Source organism: Rhizobium sp. Root1204 (assembly GCF_001424965.1).
In the GTDB taxonomy this organism is placed as follows: Bacteria; Pseudomonadota; Alphaproteobacteria; order Rhizobiales; family Rhizobiaceae; genus Pararhizobium.
On sequence record NZ_LMCZ01000005.1, the window covers coordinates 13,962 to 32,935 of the forward strand.

Sequence of the window (18,974 nt, forward strand, 5' to 3'; positions counted from 1 at the left end):
GAGCGATGTCTCACGATCGCGACACCTTGCGCTTCTACGAAATGGAAGCCGCCAAATACACATCCAGAGGCCAGGAGCCGAGCGAGAGCCGGATCGCGAACTTTCTGTCGCAATTGCAGCCCGGCGCAAGCATTCTTGAACTCGGGTGCGGCGGTGGTCAGGATAGCGAATTCATGCTCGCACGGGGCTTCGACGTCCGCCCGACGGATGGCACTCCCGAAATTGCCCACGAAGCGGAAAAACGCCTCCGGATCCCGGTTGCCACATTGCTGTTCGGTGATCTGAATGAGCAGGCCATGTATGACGGCGTCTGGGCCAATGCGTGTCTTCTCCACATCCCCAGAGCCGGCCTGCCGGACATCCTCGCCCGCATCCATGCCGCGTTGAAACCCGGCGGGGTGTTTTACGCCAGCTTCAAGGCCGGGGAAGCTGAAGGCCGCGACGAGTTCGACCGGTATTACAACTATCCCTCCGAAAGCTGGCTGAGAAACGTCTACGCGCAGCTTGCCTGGGCATCGGTCTCGATCGAAGCCAAAGCAGGGGGCGGCTATGATAACAAGCCGACCGAATGGCTCCACGTCATGGCGACGAAACGGCCTTGACCTCCATACGGCATCCCACTTCTTCCGACGTTACGAAAGCCAACGAGGTAGGTTTTGATGGAGCGATCAGAAAGCGTTGAGGCGACAGCGGATGCCCTGATCGTTGTCGATGTGCAGGTGGCATTCGTCACCGGAATCGAGGCTGTTCCGGACCATTCCACGTTGCTGGCGGCAATCGAGGCTTTGATGACCGCGGCGCGTACAGCAAAGGTGCCGGTTATTTTCCTGCAAAACGACGGAGAGCCCGGAACGGTCGATGAGCCGCATCGGCCCGGTTGGGCACTTCACTTTCCGCCACTTGCCGATGAGAGCGTCGTGCGGAAAACCACAGATGACGGTTTCGACGGTACGCCCTTGCACAGGCTGCTCGCGGCATCCGCCGTGCAAACCGTTGCCCTCTGCGGTGTGCTGTCCGAAATGTGCGTGGCAGCGACGGCACGGGCCGCCATCCAGCGCGGCTATCACGTCATCCTGCCGCATGACGCTCATGCGACCTATGACGTGCCTCCAGGTCCCGGCGGATCGCCAATGGTTCCAGCCAGCATGGCGGCGCGGGCAGCGGAATGGTCGCTCGGGGACGAGATCACCATCGCAGCATCGCTTGCGGATATCCGTTTTTCCAAATCCACGGAAAAATAGCATCCAGTCTCGCTGCCCCAGCGGCGGCATCAAAAAAATACGAAATAATTTTCACGCCATGTCGAAATCCCAAAACGAGCAACGTTCTTGGGGTGTAGAGACAGAAACACAAAGAGTAACAGCAATGAATTTTCCGATTACCTCGCTTTACGCGGTCGCTCTGACCGTCATTTTCCTGCTCCTATGGATCAATGTCAGCAAAACCCGTTCGGCGCTTAGCCTGTCCATCGGCGACGCCGGCAATGTCGATCTGCATGAACGTATCCGCCGGCACGGCAATTTCGTCGAATGGGTGCCGATGATCCTGATCCTGATGGTGCTGGCCGAGGGACAGGGTGCAGGCCCGCTCTGGCTGCATGCGGCAGGCGCACTGACGGTGGCCGGTCGGATCTTGCACCCGTTCGGACTGCGCGCCAATGCACCGGCCCATCCGCTGCGGATCATCGGCAACACCGCCTGCATCCTCGCGATGGTTGTCCTCGCTGTCGCTCTCACCCTTTCGGCCTTTGCCCTTTGAACTGAAACCGTGAATATTCCAAACACAGGAGACCTTCTATGCAATATATGGCGCTGATTTATGGGGATCCATCCGTGGAACCGGCCTATGGCACACCTGAATTCGAGACAATGATGCAAGGTTATGCCGCCTTTAGTGAAATGCTGAAGGCCGCCAACGCCTATGTCTCGGGCGAAGGCCTGCAAGGTGTCGAAACAGCCACGAGCGTGCGCGTTCGGGGCGGCAAGGTCGAAACGATGGACGGACCCTTTGCCGAAACCAAGGAGCAGTTGGGCGGGTATTACATCTTGGATGTTCCCGATCTGGATACGGCACTTCGCTATGCCGCGATGATCCCTTCCGCCACCTACGGCACCGTCGAAGTCCGGCCGGTAATGGACTATAGCTGATGCACTCAGCTGCCCCCGATCCTCAAGCCGTATCCCGGGCCATTGATGCCCTGGCGCGCACGGACCGGGGGCGGCTGTTGTCGGCACTGATCGCCCGGCTCAAAAACTTCCAGTTGGCCGAAGATGCGCTGCAGGACGCACTGGCTTCCGCCGTCGTGCATTGGGGACGAACGGGGGTTCCCGCCTCACCGCAAGGTTGGTTGCTGAAGGTTGCGCTGCGCAAGGCAATCGACCTGCTGCGCAAGGATGCCCGGGAAGATCGCAAGACCGCCGAGATCGCCCGCCTCTCCGTGGACGAGGCTCACGAGAATACGACAGACGACATTCCCGACGAACGCCTGCGGCTGATCTTCACCTGTTGCCATCCCGCGCTGGAATCGAAGACCCAAGTGGCACTCACCCTGCGCACGCTTGGCGGCTTGAGCACGCCCGAGGTCGCCAGCGCCTTTCTCGACAACGAGACAACCATGGGCCAGCGATTGACCAGGGCACGCGCAAAAATCCTTGCTGCCGGCATCCCGTATGTGGTGCCCGGTCCGGAAGCCTGGGCGGAACGGCTGCAATCCGTGCTGACCGTCGTCTACTTGATCTTCAATCAGGGCTACTCCTGTGCCGCGGGGGACCGGGTGCGGCAGCTCGGCGAGGAGGCAATCTATCTCGGGCACATGCTCGACAGCCTGCGGCCGGGCGAGGCCGAGATCGAGGGGCTTTTGGCCCTGATGCTGATTACCGAAGCCCGCCGGGCGGCACGGCTGGACGCCGATGGGACAAGCATTCCCATTGCCTCGCAGGACCGCAAGCTCTGGAACGATGGGCGGATTGCCGACGGCCTTTCTTTGCTCGACCGGGCGATGGCCCGCCGCGCTGCCGGCCCCTTCCAGATCAAGGCGGCAATCGCCGCCCTGCATGTCCAGTCCGAACCGCCGGACTGGAGCCAGATCGTTCTGCTTTACGACAGCCTGCTGCGCATGGAGCCGACCCCGGTGGTGCAATTGAACCGCGCCGTGGCCCTGGCCGAGGCCGGTGCACCGGAGGCCGGTCTGCGCGTTCTGGAATCTCTGGCGTCGGTGCTCGATGCCTATCAGCCATTTCATGCGGCCAACGCAGAACTTTTGTCGCGGTGCGGCCGGACCAGTGCCGCACTTGCGGCCTACGACCGCGCCATCGACCTTACAAGCAATCCGTCGGACGCAGCCTTTTTGAGGCATCGCCGCACTCAGTCCACCGAAAGCCTTTGACCTATTCGGCAGCCTTTTCCAACGGCATCAGCGTGAACAATTCCTGGGCGCGCTTGACGCCACGCAGGGCATAACGCCCGATCGAAACGACTTCGGAATTGCGCAGAGGAGGTGCTGCGGCAACGAACTGCGATGACATGATCACGCTGCGATCGACGAAGCGGCACATCGAGGCGATGCGGCTGACTTCGTTAACGGCTGGCCCGATGACGGTGAAATCCAGCCGGTCGCTCGAACCGATATTACCATAGAAGACATCACCAATATGCAGCCCGAGATAAACCTCGGTTACTGGGCGCCCTTCGAGCATGCGCAACTCGTTCAGCCCCTTCAGCTTCGCGCGCAAGTTCTGTTCCGCCAGCAGCGCCCGCCCACAGGCGTCTTCGCGTTCCTCGGCCTTGAAGATCGCCAACGTGCCATCGCCGATCAGCTTCAAGACATTGCCGCCGGCCTCGTGAATGGAGGAAATCACCGCATCGGCATAATCATTGAGAAACGGAATGATCTCGTCCGGCGGCAGGTTGTCGGAGATACGGGTATAATTCTGCAGATCGGAGAACCACAGAACCGCCGAAATCCGCTCGGCCTTGCCACGCGATATGCGGCCTTCAAGCACCTGCTTGGCGGCGTCCTCGCCGAGATAGACCTCGGCAATGGTCCGTGAAATACGCGTCAGCGATCCCGACTTGATCGCCAGCGCCAGCACCGGAACCAATTGCCGAAGGGCTGCCAGATCTTCCTCGCGAAAACCCTCCTCGTCCATTGTCGTCCAATGCGAGTAAAAACAGTCCATGTCACCGATATGGCTGTCCTGGGCGAAGCGATGGATCATCGCGACATAGTCCTTGTGTCCAGCCGCCAACATGACATCCAACATGTAGAAATCGGTCGGGTCGCCGAAACCGAGGCGCCTTCGGATCTCGTTCTGATTTTTTTCGCGCAGGTGAAAGAACGCCGAGCGCTCCCAATTTTCAGCCGAAACACCCTCGTTCGTCGGCCCGTATTCGAAAGCCGCTTTCACGGGCTCTTTGCTGTCCCACTGGAAGGCCCGCCCCTCATAGACCGGATGCAGCGTATCGATCAGGGCAAGGCCGCGATCAAGTCGCATTCCGGCGGCACGGGCGCGCTGGCAGAAGCCGTTGACGATGTCCATTTCGTCGACGCCCTTCAGGCCCTGCGTCGTCAACCAGGCGGAAATCTCGCTGATATCGTCTGCGTTCATGTCGATTTCCTTGGTTCCGGCGGACATTCACACGTCTAGCGCATAACCTATCGATCCGGAATCGATATAAGGAACGGCCGGCCGGGTCGATCGGCCATGCGGGGAAGACGTGCGAGGGAAGGCCTCTGAAGTTGCCGCGGATGTGGGTAAGCCCCAACCAAAAGGCAAGGTTCAACCGCAGCCTTTTTAAATTTCGTCCTGCCGTGTGACAAATTCGCGAGACAGCCAGTCAATGAAGACACGCACCCGCGGTGACAGCTGGCGGCTGCGAGGGTAGAGTAGCGAAACCGGCGTGCGGGATGGCGGATTGTCCGGCAGGATGGCAACGAGCGTGCCGTTTCTCAGGTCCTCCTCCAGGGAATAGCGCGGGGCCTGCATGATGCCGAGCCCCAGCCGCGCCGCCGCCGCCAGCGTATCGGCACCATTGACGGATACCACCGTCGGCAAGGAAACGCTGCGGATTCCACCCGCTACCGTGAACTCCAGCGGCAGCAAGCCGCCGATGGCTGTCGACCAGAAGCCGATCATCTGGTGCCCGCCGAGATCGTCAATATTTTGCGGCAGGCCAAAGCGTGCAATATAATCCGGTGAGGCACAGGTCACCTCTTCCAGAAGCGCGACGCGCCGGGCAATCATGTCGCTATCCTGCAAATCGCCGACACGCAGCACGCAGTCGATCCCTTCGCGGATCAGATCGACCAGCCTGTCGCCTTCGCTCATATACATCTGGATATCGGGATATTCCTTCAGGAAGGCCGGCAATCCAGGCAAAACGAAATGCCGCGCCAGCTTGCCGTGCACATCGACACGCAACAGCCCCTTCGGCTTTGCCCCGGCAAAGGCACTTTCAGCATCCTCAATATCGGACAGAATGGTCAGGCAACGACGATAATAGGCCTCGCCATCGAGCGTCGGGCTGACATGCCGGGTCGTGCGCTGGAGCAGGCGCACACCCAACCGAGCTTCCAGCTGCTTCACCGCATCCGTCACCGTGGAGCGGGGAAGGCCCGTGTCTTCTGCGGCCAGCGTAAAACTGCGCCTCTCCACCACGCGCGAAAACACCCGCATCGCTTCAAATCTATCCATCGGGATTGTTCGCCATTTTCGAATAGTGATACCGAATGATGGCTAATTATCCGCCGAATGAAAAGCTGCATCTTCTCCTCATCGAAATCGCGCTGCGGCGTGGTTAATCAAGGACGAAGAAAATGTCAGACAACAGCAACAAAGTGGCCATTGTCACCGGTGCTTCGCGCGGCATCGGCGCCGCTATTGCCGAGCGACTTGCCAGGGACGGTTTTAAGATCGTCATCAACTACTCCGGGGAAACCACTCCGGCCGAGGCGCTCGCCCGGAAAATTGAAGACAAAGGCGGCCGCGCGCTCACCGCAAAAGCCGATGTCAGTAACACGGACGCCGTGCGTCAAATGTTCGACGCGGCGGAAGCCGCCTTCGGTGGCATCGACATCCTCGTCAACAACGCCGGTATCATGATGCTCTCGTCGCTCGCGGAAAGCACCGACGCTCTGTTCGACCGCCAGATCGCCGTCAACCTGAGGGGTACCTTCAACACGCTGAGAGAAGCTGCAAGGCGCCTGCGCGACGGTGGCAGGATCGTCAATTTCTCGACCAGCGTCGTCGGCCTGAAGCTCGAAAACTACGGCATCTACGCTGCCACCAAGGCCGCCGTCGAAACGCTGACCGCAATCCTGTCGAAAGAACTGCGTGGCCGCTCCATCACCGTCAACGCAGTGGCACCCGGCCCAACGGCCACAGACCTCTTCCTCAACGGCAAGAGCAATGAATTGATCGCCCGTATGGCCAGGATGAACCCGCTTGAGCGCCTCGGCACGCCACAAGACATCGCCTCCGCCGTCGCCTTCCTCGCCGGCCCGGACGGCTCCTGGATCAACGGTCAGGTGCTGCGCGCCAATGGCGGCATGATCTGAGTCGTCATGGCCGGCAATCTTCTACCCGGCATCCAGCCTTTCACCAGCTTGGTTATGAGCCTGCCCGGCGATAAATCATGCTGGCGAACTGAAGGAAATTCTTAAATGCCATGCGCAGACCGGATCAGGCCATTTCCGTGGTGACACGATATCCGAATGATGTAAGTTGAGGATGAAGATGGCATTGCCTGTTTGATATAGCCGCGGCTTCAAAAGCTGGCGGCGGCGAGCGGAAGAAGCATCTACCGACTTGAAATATCTGCTGATTTTGAACGAACCGCGACTTGGTCATGCCCGTGCCCAGACTGCCCGAAATCACGTGAAGTCCGGCAAGACAGACCACTGAAAAACGCCAATAACTGCCCCGCGCAACCGCGCGGAATAATGTGTTTCATGCGCTTCAGAGGGACTTACACATGCTACGACACTGGCTTGTTCCGGCGATACTCACCGTCTCTTCAGCTCTCTATACCGTCCCTTCACTGGCACAAGAACAACCTAAAGCCGCAGTCACCGTAGCCAAGCCCGTTGTCCGCGATGTCGTCGACAGCGACGAGTTCATCGGCCGCTTCGAGGCCGTCGATGAAGTGACGTTACGCTCGCGGGTCGGCGGTTATCTCGATCAGGTGAATTTCAAGGATGGCGCGATGGTGAAGAAGGGTGATCCGCTCTTTGTCATCGACCAACGCCCCTTCCAGACAGCGCTGGACGTCGCAAACTCCTCGCTGGAGGTCGCGAAATCCACCCTCACTTTCGCAGAGGCTGAATTCACCCGAACCGAAGGGCTGGTCCAGAAAGGCACTCTGTCGATATCGACCCTTGACGACCGCCGCCGGGAATTGCAGTCCGGACAAGCCAATCTGCGTGGCGCAGAGGCGAGCCTTGCACGCGCCAAGCTCGATATGGAGTACACGACCATCGTCGCGCCGCTCAGCGGCCGGATCGACCGCCGGCTGATCTCGATCGGCAACTTGGTGCAGGCTGACCAAACCGCGCTGACGACGATCGTTTCGCTCGACCCCATTGACTTCTACTTCGATGTCGACGAGCGGCGGGTGCTCAATTATGCGCGGCAGGCGCGCGAACACGGAAGCAACCTGCAGGAGGGCGGCGGCTCGCTGGATGTCCTCGTGACCATCGCCGATAGCACCGAGAAACCCTTCAAGGGCAAACTTGATTTCGCGGAAAACCGTGTTGACCAGGAAACTGGCACGATGCGCGTGCGCGCCCGCTTCGACAATCCGAATTTCGTCCTGCAGCCCGGCCTGTTCGGCCGCGTCCAGGTGAGTGCTTCCAATACCTACAAGGGCATTCTCGTCCCCGACGAGGCAATCGGCGCCGATCAGGACCAGCGCGTCGTCTATGTGGTTGCCGAGGATGGCAGCTTCACGACCAAACCGGTTCGCCTTGGGCCAAGGCTCTATGGTTATCGCGTCATTCGCGAAGGCCTGACGGGCGATGAAACACTGGTCGTCAACGGCCTGACACGGCTGCGTCCCGGCGTTATCGTCGATCCCAAGCTGGTTGTGTTGCCGCCCGAAGCCGCCGCGACGACGGAGAACGGTCAATGAGATTTGCCCATTTCTTCGTGGACAGGCCGATCTTCGCATCGGTCCTGTCGATTGTGCTCCTGATTGTCGGTGGCATTGCCTATTTCCAGCTGCCGATCGCCCAATATCCGGAGATCGCCCCGCCAACCATCGTCATCCGCACCGCTTATCCGGGCGCCGATGCCGAGACCATCGCCGATACGGTGTCCACGCCGCTTGAACAGGAAATCAACGGCGTCGAGGACATGCTCTATATGTCTTCCTATTCCACCGCCGATGGATCGATGGCGCTGACCGTAACGTTCAAACTCGGCACAGACCTCGACAAGGCTCAAGTGCTCGTCCAGAATCGCGTGTCGATCGCCGAACCTCGCCTGCCGGAGGAGGTTCGCCGCATCGGCATCACAACAGCGAAGAGTTCGCCCGACCTGATGATGGTCGTCCACCTGCTCTCACCGAACGATCGCTACGATCAACTTTACGTCTCCAACTACGCCCGCAGCCGCGCCCGCGATCAGCTGGTCCGGCTGGAGGGGGTCGGTGACGTCATCCTGTTCGGCGAGCGCGAATATGCGCTGCGCATCTGGCTCGACCCTGAAAAACTTGCCTCCTACGGCATGACGTCAGGCGATGTGGTGCAATCGTTGCGCGACCAGAACGTCCAGGTCTCCGGCGGCTCGATCGGCGGACCACCGAACGCGGGGACCAACGCCTTCCAGTACACCGTGACGACCCAGGGCCGTTTCAACGACCCCCGCCAATTCCGCTACGTCATCGTCAAATCGACGGCAAATGGACGGCTTGTTACACTGCAGGACGTTGCCCGTATCGAACTCGGCGCCAAGGACTATGTCACCAATAGTTATCTCAACGGCAAGGCCGCTGTGGCTATGGGTATCTTTTCGCGGCCTGGCACCAATGCTCTTGAAGCCGCAGAACAGATCAAGGCCACAATGGAAAACCTGAAGAAGGATTTCCCGCCTGGGCTTGAATACACCATCGTCTACAACCCGACGGAATTTATCTCGGAATCCATCAACGAGGTCTACAAGACCATCCTCGAAGCAGCCATACTGGTTGCGATCGTGGTGCTTGTCTTCCTGCAATCCTGGCGCACCGCACTGATCCCGATTATCGCCATTCCGGTGTCGCTGATTGGCTGCTTTGCCTTCCTGCTCGCCTTTGGCTTCTCGTTGAATATGCTGACCCTGTTCGGGCTGGTTCTGGCGATCGGCATCGTGGTCGATGATGCGATCGTCGTGGTCGAGAACGTCGAACGAAATCTGGCCAAGGGCATGACGCCGAAACAGGCGGCACATGTGACGATGGACGAGGTCGGTACGGCTGTTATCGCTATCTCGTTGGTGTTGATCGCCGTCTTCGTGCCGACAGCCTTCATCCCTGGCATTTCCGGCCAGTTCTACTTGCAGTTCGCCGTGACGATCTCCGTGGCGACGGCAATTTCGGCGCTGAACTCCCTGACTTTGTCACCCGCGCTCGCGGCCCTGATCCTGCGCCCGCACCAGGAGCACCACGAGACCCGCAATCCATTTACGCGCGTTGCAAGGGGCCTTGCCAACGGCTTCAACAGCGGCTTCGACAAGATGACTCACGGCTACTCCTGGGTCGTGCATCATCTGGTGTCGACCAAGGTGGCGCTTGGAGCCAGCCTGCTGGTTTTCTTCGGCCTGCTGGCAGGCACATGGTATATGGCGCAGATCGTGCCGCGCGGCTTCGTGCCGACCATGGACCAGGGCTATGCAATCGTCGTCGTGCAGTTGCCCGATGGCGCCTCGCTTTCACGCACTGACGCCGTCGTCCAAAAGGCAACCGAGCTGATCCGCAAGGTGCCAGGCATCAGCGGCGCCGTCTCTTTTGCCGGTTTCAACGGGGCGACGTTTACCAATGCCTCGAATTCCGGCGTCATTTTCACACCGTTCGCGCCTTTCGAGGAGCGTCTGAAGCATGGCCAAAGCGCCAACCAGATCATCGGCCAGCTCTACGGCACGATGCAGGAGATCCAGGAGGCCTTCATCATTGCCGTGCCGCCACCGTCAATCCGCGGCATCGGCAATTCCGGCGGCTTCAAGATGCAGATCGTCGACCGGGAAAGCTCCGACATGCGCCGGGCTTTGGGTCTTGCTTATCAGATGATGGGCGCCGCCAACCAGACGGAGGGCCTGACCGGCGTCTTCACCACCTTCTCCGCCTCCAGCCCGCAATATTTCCTGGCAATCGACCGCGACAAGGCGCGGGCACTGAGTGTACCTATCCCCAATATCTTCGAAACGCTGTCGATCAACCTCGGCACATCCTACGTCAACGACTTCAATGCCTTCGGCCGCGTCTACCAAGTACGGGCGCAGGCCGACCAGCAGTACCGCCTGGAGCGGGAAGATATTCTCGATCTGAAGGTACGTTCCGCCACCGGCGCACTGGTGCCGCTTGGAACGTTGGTCGATATCCGCGACACCACCGGCCCCTCGCTCGTCCAGCGCTACAACATGTACGTGTCGGTCCCGATCCAGGGTAATCCCGCTCCCGGCGTCTCGACCGGCACCGCGCTCGACAAGATGGAAGACCTCGCGGCAAAGATCCTGCCGCCGGGTACCTCGTTCGAATGGACGGACCTTGCCTTCCAGGAACGCAATACCGGCAATACCGCGATCTTCATCTTCGCGCTTTCGGTGATCTTCGTGTTCCTGGCGCTGTCGGCTCAGTATGAAAGCTGGATTCTGCCCTTGGCGATCATCCTCGTCGTGCCGATGGCGGTGCTCGCCGCACTGATCGGGGTGCATCTCAGAGGGCAGGACAACAACATCCTGACCCAGATCGGACTGATTGTTCTCATCGGCCTTGCGGCGAAGAACGCCATCCTGATCGTCGAGTTCGCCCGGCAAGCGCAGGATGATGGCATGAACCCGGTCAATGCCGCCATTGAGGCCAGCCGCCTGCGCCTGCGGCCAATCCTGATGACCGCCTTCGCCTTCATCCTCGGTGTCGTGCCGCTGATGATCGCCACCGGCCCGGGTGCCGAAATGCGCCAATCGCTCGGCACCGCCGTGTTCTCCGGCATGCTCGGGGTAACATTCCTCGGCCTGTTCCTGACTCCGGTCTTTTACGTCGCGCTCAGGTCCTTTGGGTACAAGCCAAAGGAAAAACCGATCCCGCCGGAATCAGGAATGATTTGACGACTAAGGAGCCGGGCAGGAATGTCCGGCCCTTTCGTCTTTGGCGGGATGGCGTAGCGTCGCGCCTACCGGTCCGGTGCGATCAACGTTACAGTCGGGAAATACGTCCGGTACCGCGCCGTATCCCTGGTCAGAAGACCCAGCTTCTCGACAGCCGCATGCGCGCCGATGAAGAAATCCGGCAGCACACCGGCGCGCGACCCACCAGCCTTGCGGTATTTCTGAAAGACCTTGCCTGCCAGAAACAAGCCCGCGCGCGGCATGGCGGCCATCTCGATCCCGGCCTCGGCAAGAAATGCCTCCAACCGCTCGATCCGTTCATAGCGCACCGCCAGTTCGGCGTAGACGACGTCGTTGATGAGGAGCGGGCCGCGCAAGGCGGCGGCTTCCAGCTGTTCGATCGACCAGTCCGACCAGTTCGGATCGTCGGTCACCACATCAAGCAGGACATTGGTATCGACCAGCGTCACTCGTCACCGCGCGTCAGCGCCATGACGGCATCGGTGCTCAAGCCCTTGCCGGCATGGCCACGCAGCTTGCTGAAACGGCTTGCGGGACGCTTTTCGTCGGCGCGGGTCAAAACCACACTGCCATCGGCAGCGCGCTGAAAATCCACCCGCGTTCCCGGCACGATACCGAGAAAATCCCGCACCGGCTTCGGAATGGTCACCTGCCCCTTCGTCGTCACTGTCGCGCTCATCTCAACCTCGGTAAGGAATATTTTTACAAAGGTATTACATCGGCTGGCCGACTTCAAGATAGTTGGCGCGCAACGTCATCAAGACCAGGCACAAGCGACGCGTGGCCGACGGTCGAGAGTCAGAATCCTGTGTCCGGCCGCAGCACCTATCGGCTAATCAGCGTCTGCCACTTGCCGCTTGAGCTCGAACGGCGTCGCCAAAGACCAGCATCGTCGGAATACTGCGCGCCTGCGCCGCCTCCAGCGCCGGTTTCAAGGCTTCGAAGCTTTCCAGCCGCTCCGCATGCCAGCCATAGGCACGGCCGATGGCGATGAAATTCGGCGTATGCAGATCAACCCCGAGCGGAGGAATGTTCTTGGCGACCATGTAGGACTTGATCTCGCCGTAGCCGCCATTGTCGTGCAGCATCAGGATGACGGGCGCCTTTGCCTCCATTGCCGAGGCGAGCTCGGCCAGTGAAAATTGCAGCCCGCCATCTCCCGCCAGCACCACAACGGGACGTTCCGGCTGACCGATCTTGGCGCCGATGCCCGCTGGAAGGCCATAGCCAAGTGTGCCGTAACCGGTTGCAGAATTAAAGTAAGAGCCAGGCGAGGCTGCCTCATAAGCGGTGTTTCCGGCATAGACGAGCTGCGTCGAATCCCCGGCGATCAGCACGTCCGGCAAGGTATCGCGGACCGTCTCAAGAATGATCAGATCATCAAGCATGGCGGCGGGAACATCGCGATGAACAAGCGTTTCGACCTGCGCTGCCCGAGCAGGCCCCTCCCGCGACCCCGCCGAGACCAGATCCAACAAGGTCGCCGCGCATGCCGCCGCATCTCCGACAATGCCGACCTCGGGCGCCCGTGTCCGCATCAACTGGGCCGGATCTATATCGACACGAACGAAGGTACCAGGAATGGAAAAGAATCCGTCCTCATAAAAATCGTAATCGGTCGGTCCGAGTTCGGTACCTATGCCGAACACCACATCGGCACTCTCGATCAGCGCCCGGGTGGCCGGCAGGCTGGCCGAAAGATTGACCGCCAGTGTATGCCCCGGTGGCAGGATGCCCCGGCCATTGGTGGTCATCACGACAGGCGCATCGAGCTTTTCCGAGAGCGCCCGGATCTGTGCCGCCGCACCGATGGCCCCGCCGCCCACCAGAATGACCGGAGCCTTGGCCCTATTCAGCAGCGCCGCTGCCGCGTTCAACGCATTTGCGTCTCCAGCCGGTCGCGCCAAGCGAACAGGCTTTTCCGGCACGGCTAAATGATCCGCCGGAGCCAGCATGACATTGATTGGCAGTTCGATATGCACCGGCCGCGGCCGGGCACTGTCGAAGATGGCGAAGGCCCGCGCCAAGGCTGGAGCTAGATCCTCCGGCCGGTTGACGGTGCAACTGAAGGCAGAAACACCGCTCACCAGCGCTTGCTGGTTCGGCAGTTCATGCAGCCACCCCTCGCCCGAGCCCATCCGGCCATGGGCGTTGACGGTCGAAATCACCAGCATCGGAATGCTGTCGCCATAGGCCTGCCCCATCGCAGTGACGATGTTGGTCATGCCCGGCCCGGTAATGATGAAGCACACACCCGGCTTGCCTGTCGCCCGCGCATAGCCATCGGCCATGAAACCCGCCCCCTGCTCGTGGCGCGGGGTCACATGCCGAATCTCGCTGCCCGCCAGCCCGCGATATAGCTCGACCGTGTGCACCCCCGGAATGCCGAAGACGGTATCGACGCCATAGGATGTCAGCAGTTTCGTCAGGTACATGCCGGTGCTGATCATGCGGGTATTCCTCGTCTCATCTACTGTTATACGATTGTATAATTCATCGGTGCCTACCATCCGGGAATGATCAGCCTCAGGTCTTCCGGGAAAACTTATGGGTGAAGGCGGTCTTCGCCAGAATGACCGCGATGACGATGACAATCAGGATCACCGAAATCGCCGCGATGGCCGGATCGATATTGTCGCGCAACCCCATCCACATCATCCGCGGCAGGGTGACCGCATCGACGCTGGTGATGAACAGCGTTACGCCGATTTCTTCCCAGGAAAGCACGAAGGACAGGAAGAAGGCGGTGAAGATGCCAAACTTGATGTTCGGCAGGATGACCTTGAACACCCGCTGGCTGACGGAAGCGCCAAAACCCCGCGCCGCTAGATCGATCCGCCGGTCCACCTGTGCCAATGCCACGGTGATCATTACCACCGCGAACGGTGCAATCATCACCGCATGGGCGACGGCGACGCCAACCCACGTGTCATAGGCAACGATATCGTTGACCTTGGAAAGCGTCGTCAGGAAGAAATACAGCGTGATGGCCGAAACGACCGGCGGCGCGACCATCGGCAAAAGCACGAAGCCGAACAGCAGGCTGCCGAACCACGGCCGGAACATCCAGATGCCGAGGCTGAACATCAGCGCCAAAAGCGTCGCGATTACCGAACTGAGGATGCCGATACGCAGGCTGAGCCAGATGCTCTGCAGCCAGGCCGGGTTGTCGAGGAGGGCCTGATAGTGCCTGAGCGACCAGACATTAGTCGGCATCGACAGGAAGCGCGCCGGGGTGAATGACACCGGCACGACGGCGATCAGCGGCAGAAGCAGGAACAGAGCCACCACAAAGGCGAAGAAAATGGCAATCGGCGTGGGTCTCATCGACATCGGCTCAACCCAGCATCTTATTGGGCCGCACCAGCCGCAGCATCAGGATCAGGAGCGCTCCGACAATCAACATCAGGATGACGCTGATGGCGGCTCCCAGGCCCCAGTCCGGGCTCTGGAACAGGCGCAGATAGATCAGCTCAGCGATCATGACGCTGCGGCCACCACCGAGGATCGCCGGAGTGATGAAAAAACCGAGCGCAAAGACGAAAACCATCAGCCCGGCCCCGAGAATGCCCGGCATTGTCATCGGCACGAAGATCGACCAGAAAATGCGCAGCCGCGATGCGCCCATACCGCGGGCCGCTAGAAAGACGCGCTCATCAAGGCTGCGCATCGCCGAGGCGATCGGAAAGACCGCAAATGGAATAAGGAAATGCATCATGCCGAGCACGACGCCGAATTCATTACGCACCATGGTCAGCGGCTCGGAAATGATGCCGGTCGCTTGCAGCCAGGTATTGATCAGCCCGCGATTGGACAGAAGCGCCACCCAGCCGAATGCGCGGGTCAGCACCGAAATCCAGAAAGGAATGAGGATACAGAGTTCCGTCACCAGCCGTTGCGCTGGCGTGCCACGCACCCAGACATAGGCAATCGCATAGGCGGCCGCGACGGCGCAGATGGTGACGATCAGGCAGATGCGGAAGGTCCGGAAAAACACCGACTGGATCAGCGGATCGGTCACCGCCTTGCCATATTGCCCGAAGCCAGGCTCTGGCAGCGTGACGCTCCACTGCATGACGCCGAGAAAGGGCACGAGATAGGCAAAGCCGAGAAACAAAACGAGGGGGCCAAGCAGGAGCGCCGGTTTCAGTCTATCGGATTTCATGGCGGCTCCTTTCCGGTGCGCGATCAAATGTTTCCGGCAAAAGGTTACAGCGGGTTCGGAGCGATCCCTCCCCCTTGTGGGGAGGGTGGCCCGCAGGGCCGGGAGGGGTTTTGCCGCTGAAAAGGAATCCCCTCCCCAACCCTCCCCACAAGGGGGAGGGAGCTGTCCGAACTACGCCGAAATGATCTTCGTATATTCATCCAGCGCCGGGCCGTAATGGGTCTCGTACCAGCTCATATCGAGTGCGATCTGCTTGGACATGTTGGCCGGATCGACGGGGCTGAGACGCGCCTGTTCCGGCGAGAGCAGGCTGTCGGCCGCCGGGTTTGCCGGGCCCTGGCCAAGCATCTCGAACATGATCACCTGCTTCTTCGGGTCCTGCGCCGAAGCGATGAACTTCATGGCGTTGTCCTTGCCGCCGGGATTGCCCTTGATCACGCCCATGGCGCCGGGCGAAATCAGTCCTTGATCCCAGACAAACTTGATCGAACCACCGGAATCCTTTTCGATCAGCCCGGCGCGGGTCGACCAGATCAGCGCCATTGAGGCTTCCCCATTCAGAAGCACCGACTGGCTTTCGGCGCCGCCGCCCCAATAGGAAACGACATTGTCCTTGAAGGCAGCAAGCTTCTTGTGGGCGCGTTCGAGGTCCAGAGGATAGAGTTTTGCTGGCTCGACACCATCCGCGAGAAGCGCTGCTTCCCACATGCCCGCCCCCCATTTATAGAGCGAACGCTTGCCGGGGAACTTTTCGACATCGAAGAAGTCGGCCATGCCGGTCGGCACCTTGTCACCGAATTTCGAAGCGTCATAGGCGATGATATAGGAGAAGAAATAGGACGAGGCGGAGTATTCCCAGCCAAAGCCCTCACGCATCTTCGTCTTATCGACGATCGCATAGTCGATCGGCTCCATCATGCCCTTTTTGCCGAGCGCCTCTGCTGAGAAGGGGTCGATATCGACGATATCCCAGGCAGGCTTGCCGCTTGAGAATTGCGCCGCGACAGCACCTTCCGTCGGGCCGGAGCCGTCCTGCTTCACCGTGATGCCGGCTTCTTCCTTGAAGGGCGCGCCATAGGCCTTGTCATAGGCGGGGCCTGCATCGCCGCCCCAGTTGACGAAGACCAGTTCGCCTTCCGCTGCCCAGCCGCGCGTTGCGCCAAGCGCGATCGGGCTGACCGATAGAAACAACGCCGCCAGCTGGGTGAATCTGCGGCGGGACATGCCGCCATTGGCCAATATTTCGCTCATGCCGTTCTCCTCTGGTTTTTGCGGCGCGCCTTTATCGGCGTCGCTCGTGTCACGCACTACAAAGCACTTACAGAAAGAAACCCTGATTGGTTGGCCAACCGGCCCAGACCTGCCGTCCCGGCTGGAAAGCGCTCTTCACCTCCCGCGTCGGCATTTGCAAAACGAGATCGATGCCACCCGGCGTCTTCAGGCCAAAGCGGGTTTCGGCGCCGAGATAGGTGATCTCGCCAATCTCCGCCTTCAGCATGTTTCCTTCTGCCGGAGCCTGCTCGAACATCACCATATGCTCTGGCCGGATGGCGAAATGTTCGCTGACAGACTGGCCGGGCGCACAGATCCGCATCGGATGCCCCTCAAACAGTCCCTCTGCACCATCAGACGTTGGCTTGACCGAGGATAGCGACAGGAAATTCACGTCACCGAGAAACTCCGCGACAAACCGGTTGGCCGGACGTTCATAAACATCCTTCGGTGTGCCGATCTGCTGCAGCTGTCCCTGATTGAAAATGCCGATACGGGTCGAGAGCGCCAAGGCCTCGGACTGGTCATGGGTAACGAACACGAAGGTGGTACCCGTCTCTTGATGCAGCCGCCGGACTTCTTCCTGCATCGAGGAACGCAGGTTCTTGTCGAGCGCCGAAAACGGCTCATCGAGCAGAAGCACGGAGGGCTCGAATACCAGGGCGCGCGCGAGGGCAACACGCTGCTGCTGTCCGCCGGACAGGCCCGCCGGCCGCTTTTTCTCATGCCCGCGAAGGCCGACGCGATCGATGATCCGATCGACGCTGCGCTTGATATCGGCGTCGGTCCGGCGCTGCACCTGCAACGGAAAGGCGATGTTCTGCTCGACCGTCATGTGCGGAAACAGCGCGTATCCCTGGAAGACCATACCGAAGGCACGCTTCTCGGCTGGTACGGCTGTGATATCGGCGCCGTTCTTGCTCAGGGTTCCGGATGTCGGCGTCTCGAAGCCCGCCAGGATCATCAGAAAAGTGCTTTTGCCGGAGCCGGAAGGGCCAAGGAGCGTGAGGAATTCACCGGAGCCGATGGTCAGTGAAATATCGCGCAGGGCATGGAAATCCCCATAGGCCTTGCCTATTCCGTTCGCTGTGATTTCGGCCGCCTCGTGTCCGCTCCGCATAGACGCTCCTTTTCCAACACCGAAATCGTATGGGCGTTTTAGCAACAGGACAAACGAAATCTTTTCCCCGCTTGGACAAATATAATTTGCCAAAAGCCGCCTGATCCGTGAGCGAGCGGCTAGGCATCTGCGTCATTTTTAAGCATCTCGGAGCGCAGCCATGAACTGAACGCCACGACGGCCTGATTGTCGGCCTTGGCCTCCGATGTCACCAGATAATAGGACCGGCTGGAATTGATGCTGATATCGAACGGCTGCACCAACTGGCCGCTGTTCATGGCGTGCCGGCAGGTAAAACGGTCGCCAACCGCAACGCCCTGCCCCGACAATGTCGCGGCGAAAACCAGGTTCATGTCGGAGAAGACAATGCCGGTCGACGCATAGCTCTGATCGACCCCCGCCAAGGCGAGCCAGGTCTCCCAATCCTCATAATCTGTGAGGTGCAGCAGGCACATCTTCTTGATGTCGTTCGGGCCATTGAGACCACCGATCTTGTTCAGTAAAGCCGGACTGCAGAGCGGCGCAAACTCCACTTCGATGATCAGCTCCACCTGCATCGACGGCCAGTTTCCCGTGCCGAACGCGATGAACACATCGACATCGGGATTGCTGATATCGTCCAACCGGCGTGGAGTGACGATGGAAATCCGCACATCGGGATAGGCATCGCGAAAGTGGGAAATGTAATTGCACAACCAGTTGGAGGCGAAACCCGGCGGACAGCTGACAGTGATCGAACCACTGACGCCGCGGCTGGCATGACGTGAAGCAGAACCCGCAATGGCGTTCAGCGCCTGCCTGATATCGGCGGCATAGCCGAGCCCCTGCTCCGTCAACTCGATACGCGTGCCGACCCGGTTGAAAATCTGGAAGCCGAGCTCCCGCTCCAGCAAGCGCAACTGATGGCTGATGGCACTGCGCGTCAGGTTCAGCTCGTCGGCCGCTTTCCACACAGTGCCGTGCCGCGCGAAGCTTTCGAGCGCGCGCAAAGCCTGCGTCGATGGAATTCTCTGCATCGGCTCCCTCCTGATCAGAGTGAAAAGCTAGTCCGGTTTTTGAGCATTGGCGAACTTAATTTGTCGAAGGCGGGAAAACATTT

General features: G+C 60.0%; 18 protein-coding genes. 8 read left to right on the top strand and 10 right to left on the bottom strand.

The window, feature by feature from the left end; translation table 11 throughout:
• The first annotated feature begins 5 nt into the window (after window positions 1-5).
• From ASC96_RS06570 to ASC96_RS06590, 5 genes are all read left to right on the top strand, one after another.
• Window positions 6-602 carry a class I SAM-dependent methyltransferase gene (locus ASC96_RS06570; RefSeq protein ID WP_060502256.1) on the top strand — a complete coding sequence of 199 codons (597 nt, stop codon included), beginning with the start codon at window positions 6-8 and terminating at the stop codon, window positions 600-602.
• 57 nt (window positions 603-659) lie between these two features.
• Window positions 660-1,241: an isochorismatase family protein gene (locus tag ASC96_RS06575; protein ID WP_060502257.1), complete on the top strand. Its 582-nt coding sequence runs from the start codon at window positions 660-662 to the stop codon at window positions 1,239-1,241.
• Between the two features lie 124 nt (window positions 1,242-1,365).
• Window positions 1,366-1,758, top strand: a complete 393-nt coding sequence (locus ASC96_RS06580) for an MAPEG family protein (protein WP_060502258.1) — start codon at window positions 1,366-1,368, stop codon at window positions 1,756-1,758.
• A 38-nt stretch (window positions 1,759-1,796) separates the two neighbouring features.
• Window positions 1,797-2,147, top strand: coding sequence for a YciI family protein (locus ASC96_RS06585; RefSeq protein WP_037110310.1), 351 nt, complete (start codon window positions 1,797-1,799; stop codon window positions 2,145-2,147).
• Window positions 2,147-3,385 carry a DUF6596 domain-containing protein gene (locus tag ASC96_RS06590; protein ID WP_060502259.1) on the top strand — a complete coding sequence of 413 codons (1,239 nt, stop codon included), beginning with the start codon at window positions 2,147-2,149 and terminating at the stop codon, window positions 3,383-3,385. Before ASC96_RS06585 ends, ASC96_RS06590 begins: the two co-directional genes overlap by 1 nt.
• 1 nt (window position 3,386) lies before the next feature.
• Here the strand turns inward: ASC96_RS06590 and ASC96_RS06595 are convergent, their stop codons facing one another.
• Window positions 3,387-4,607 (bottom strand): adenylate/guanylate cyclase domain-containing protein, encoded by a 1,221-nt coding sequence (locus ASC96_RS06595; RefSeq protein WP_060502436.1) that lies wholly within the window; start codon window positions 4,605-4,607, stop codon window positions 3,387-3,389.
• 186 nt (window positions 4,608-4,793) lie between these two features.
• Window positions 4,794-5,693 (bottom strand): LysR family transcriptional regulator, encoded by a 900-nt coding sequence (locus ASC96_RS06600; protein ID WP_060502260.1) that lies wholly within the window; start codon window positions 5,691-5,693, stop codon window positions 4,794-4,796.
• A 122-nt stretch (window positions 5,694-5,815) separates the two neighbouring features.
• Here ASC96_RS06600 and ASC96_RS06605 point away from each other — a divergent pair, with 122 nt between their 5' ends.
• From ASC96_RS06605 to ASC96_RS06615, 3 genes are all read left to right on the top strand, one after another.
• Entirely contained in the window at window positions 5,816-6,556 is a 741-nt protein-coding gene (locus tag ASC96_RS06605; RefSeq protein ID WP_060502261.1) for an SDR family oxidoreductase, read from the top strand.
• Between the two features lie 416 nt (window positions 6,557-6,972).
• Window positions 6,973-8,127: an efflux RND transporter periplasmic adaptor subunit gene (locus tag ASC96_RS06610; protein WP_060502262.1), complete on the top strand. Its 1,155-nt coding sequence runs from the start codon at window positions 6,973-6,975 to the stop codon at window positions 8,125-8,127.
• On the top strand, window positions 8,124-11,297 hold the full coding sequence (locus ASC96_RS06615; protein WP_060502263.1) for a multidrug efflux RND transporter permease subunit: 3,174 nt from the start codon (window positions 8,124-8,126) through the stop codon (window positions 11,295-11,297). Before ASC96_RS06610 ends, ASC96_RS06615 begins: the two co-directional genes overlap by 4 nt.
• Window positions 11,298-11,362: 65 nt before the next feature.
• Here the strand turns inward: ASC96_RS06615 and ASC96_RS06620 are convergent, their stop codons facing one another.
• The 8 genes from ASC96_RS06620 to ASC96_RS06655 all read right to left on the bottom strand — a co-directional run bounded on the left by ASC96_RS06620 (window position 11,363) and on the right by ASC96_RS06655 (window position 18,891).
• Entirely contained in the window at window positions 11,363-11,767 is a 405-nt protein-coding gene (locus ASC96_RS06620) for a type II toxin-antitoxin system VapC family toxin (protein ID WP_060502264.1), read from the bottom strand.
• A complete protein-coding gene (locus ASC96_RS06625) occupies window positions 11,764-11,997 on the bottom strand; it encodes an AbrB/MazE/SpoVT family DNA-binding domain-containing protein (protein WP_060502265.1) in 234 nt (77 codons plus the stop codon). Before ASC96_RS06625 ends, ASC96_RS06620 begins: the two co-directional genes overlap by 4 nt.
• A gap of 157 nt (window positions 11,998-12,154) precedes the next feature.
• Window positions 12,155-13,768 carry a 5-guanidino-2-oxopentanoate decarboxylase gene (locus ASC96_RS06630; RefSeq protein WP_060502266.1) on the bottom strand — a complete coding sequence of 538 codons (1,614 nt, stop codon included), beginning with the start codon at window positions 13,766-13,768 and terminating at the stop codon, window positions 12,155-12,157.
• A 76-nt stretch (window positions 13,769-13,844) separates the two neighbouring features.
• The gene (locus ASC96_RS06635) at window positions 13,845-14,651 is read right to left on the bottom strand and encodes an ABC transporter permease (protein WP_060502267.1); all 807 of its coding nucleotides are present in this window, start codon (window positions 14,649-14,651) and stop codon (window positions 13,845-13,847) included.
• A gap of 4 nt (window positions 14,652-14,655) precedes the next feature.
• Window positions 14,656-15,483: an ABC transporter permease gene (locus ASC96_RS06640; RefSeq protein WP_060502268.1), complete on the bottom strand. Its 828-nt coding sequence runs from the start codon at window positions 15,481-15,483 to the stop codon at window positions 14,656-14,658.
• A gap of 171 nt (window positions 15,484-15,654) precedes the next feature.
• Window positions 15,655-16,734, bottom strand: a complete 1,080-nt coding sequence (locus ASC96_RS06645) for an ABC transporter substrate-binding protein (RefSeq protein WP_060502269.1) — start codon at window positions 16,732-16,734, stop codon at window positions 15,655-15,657.
• A gap of 67 nt (window positions 16,735-16,801) precedes the next feature.
• Window positions 16,802-17,875, bottom strand: coding sequence for an ABC transporter ATP-binding protein (locus ASC96_RS06650; RefSeq protein ID WP_060502270.1), 1,074 nt, complete (start codon window positions 17,873-17,875; stop codon window positions 16,802-16,804).
• Window positions 17,876-17,994: 119 nt separating this feature from the next.
• Window positions 17,995-18,891: a LysR substrate-binding domain-containing protein gene (locus tag ASC96_RS06655; protein WP_037110273.1), complete on the bottom strand. Its 897-nt coding sequence runs from the start codon at window positions 18,889-18,891 to the stop codon at window positions 17,995-17,997.
• Window positions 18,892-18,974 lie beyond the last annotated feature (83 nt).

Excerpts from the sequence above, each read along its gene's own strand:
- ASC96_RS06570 (WP_060502256.1), top strand. The coding sequence starts at position 6 with ATGTCTCACGATCGCGACACCTTGCGCTTCTACGAAATGGAAGCCGCC.
- ASC96_RS06575 (WP_060502257.1), top strand. The coding sequence starts at position 660 with ATGGAGCGATCAGAAAGCGTTGAGGCGACAGCGGATGCCCTGATCGTT.
- ASC96_RS06580 (WP_060502258.1), top strand. The coding sequence starts at position 1,366 with ATGAATTTTCCGATTACCTCGCTTTACGCGGTCGCTCTGACCGTCATT.
- ASC96_RS06585 (WP_037110310.1), top strand. The coding sequence starts at position 1,797 with ATGCAATATATGGCGCTGATTTATGGGGATCCATCCGTGGAACCGGCC.
- ASC96_RS06590 (WP_060502259.1), top strand. The coding sequence starts at position 2,147 with ATGCACTCAGCTGCCCCCGATCCTCAAGCCGTATCCCGGGCCATTGAT.
- ASC96_RS06595 (WP_060502436.1), bottom strand. The coding sequence starts at position 4,607 with ATGAACGCAGACGATATCAGCGAGATTTCCGCCTGGTTGACGACGCAG.
- ASC96_RS06600 (WP_060502260.1), bottom strand. The coding sequence starts at position 5,693 with ATGGATAGATTTGAAGCGATGCGGGTGTTTTCGCGCGTGGTGGAGAGG.
- ASC96_RS06605 (WP_060502261.1), top strand. The coding sequence starts at position 5,816 with ATGTCAGACAACAGCAACAAAGTGGCCATTGTCACCGGTGCTTCGCGC.
- ASC96_RS06610 (WP_060502262.1), top strand. The coding sequence starts at position 6,973 with ATGCTACGACACTGGCTTGTTCCGGCGATACTCACCGTCTCTTCAGCT.
- ASC96_RS06615 (WP_060502263.1), top strand. The coding sequence starts at position 8,124 with ATGAGATTTGCCCATTTCTTCGTGGACAGGCCGATCTTCGCATCGGTC.
- ASC96_RS06625 (WP_060502265.1), bottom strand. The coding sequence starts at position 11,997 with ATGAGCGCGACAGTGACGACGAAGGGGCAGGTGACCATTCCGAAGCCG.
- ASC96_RS06630 (WP_060502266.1), bottom strand. The coding sequence starts at position 13,768 with ATGATCAGCACCGGCATGTACCTGACGAAACTGCTGACATCCTATGGC.
- ASC96_RS06635 (WP_060502267.1), bottom strand. The coding sequence starts at position 14,651 with ATGTCGATGAGACCCACGCCGATTGCCATTTTCTTCGCCTTTGTGGTG.
- ASC96_RS06640 (WP_060502268.1), bottom strand. The coding sequence starts at position 15,483 with ATGAAATCCGATAGACTGAAACCGGCGCTCCTGCTTGGCCCCCTCGTT.
- ASC96_RS06645 (WP_060502269.1), bottom strand. The coding sequence starts at position 16,734 with ATGAGCGAAATATTGGCCAATGGCGGCATGTCCCGCCGCAGATTCACC.
- ASC96_RS06650 (WP_060502270.1), bottom strand. The coding sequence starts at position 17,875 with ATGCGGAGCGGACACGAGGCGGCCGAAATCACAGCGAACGGAATAGGC.
- ASC96_RS06655 (WP_037110273.1), bottom strand. The coding sequence starts at position 18,891 with ATGCAGAGAATTCCATCGACGCAGGCTTTGCGCGCGCTCGAAAGCTTC.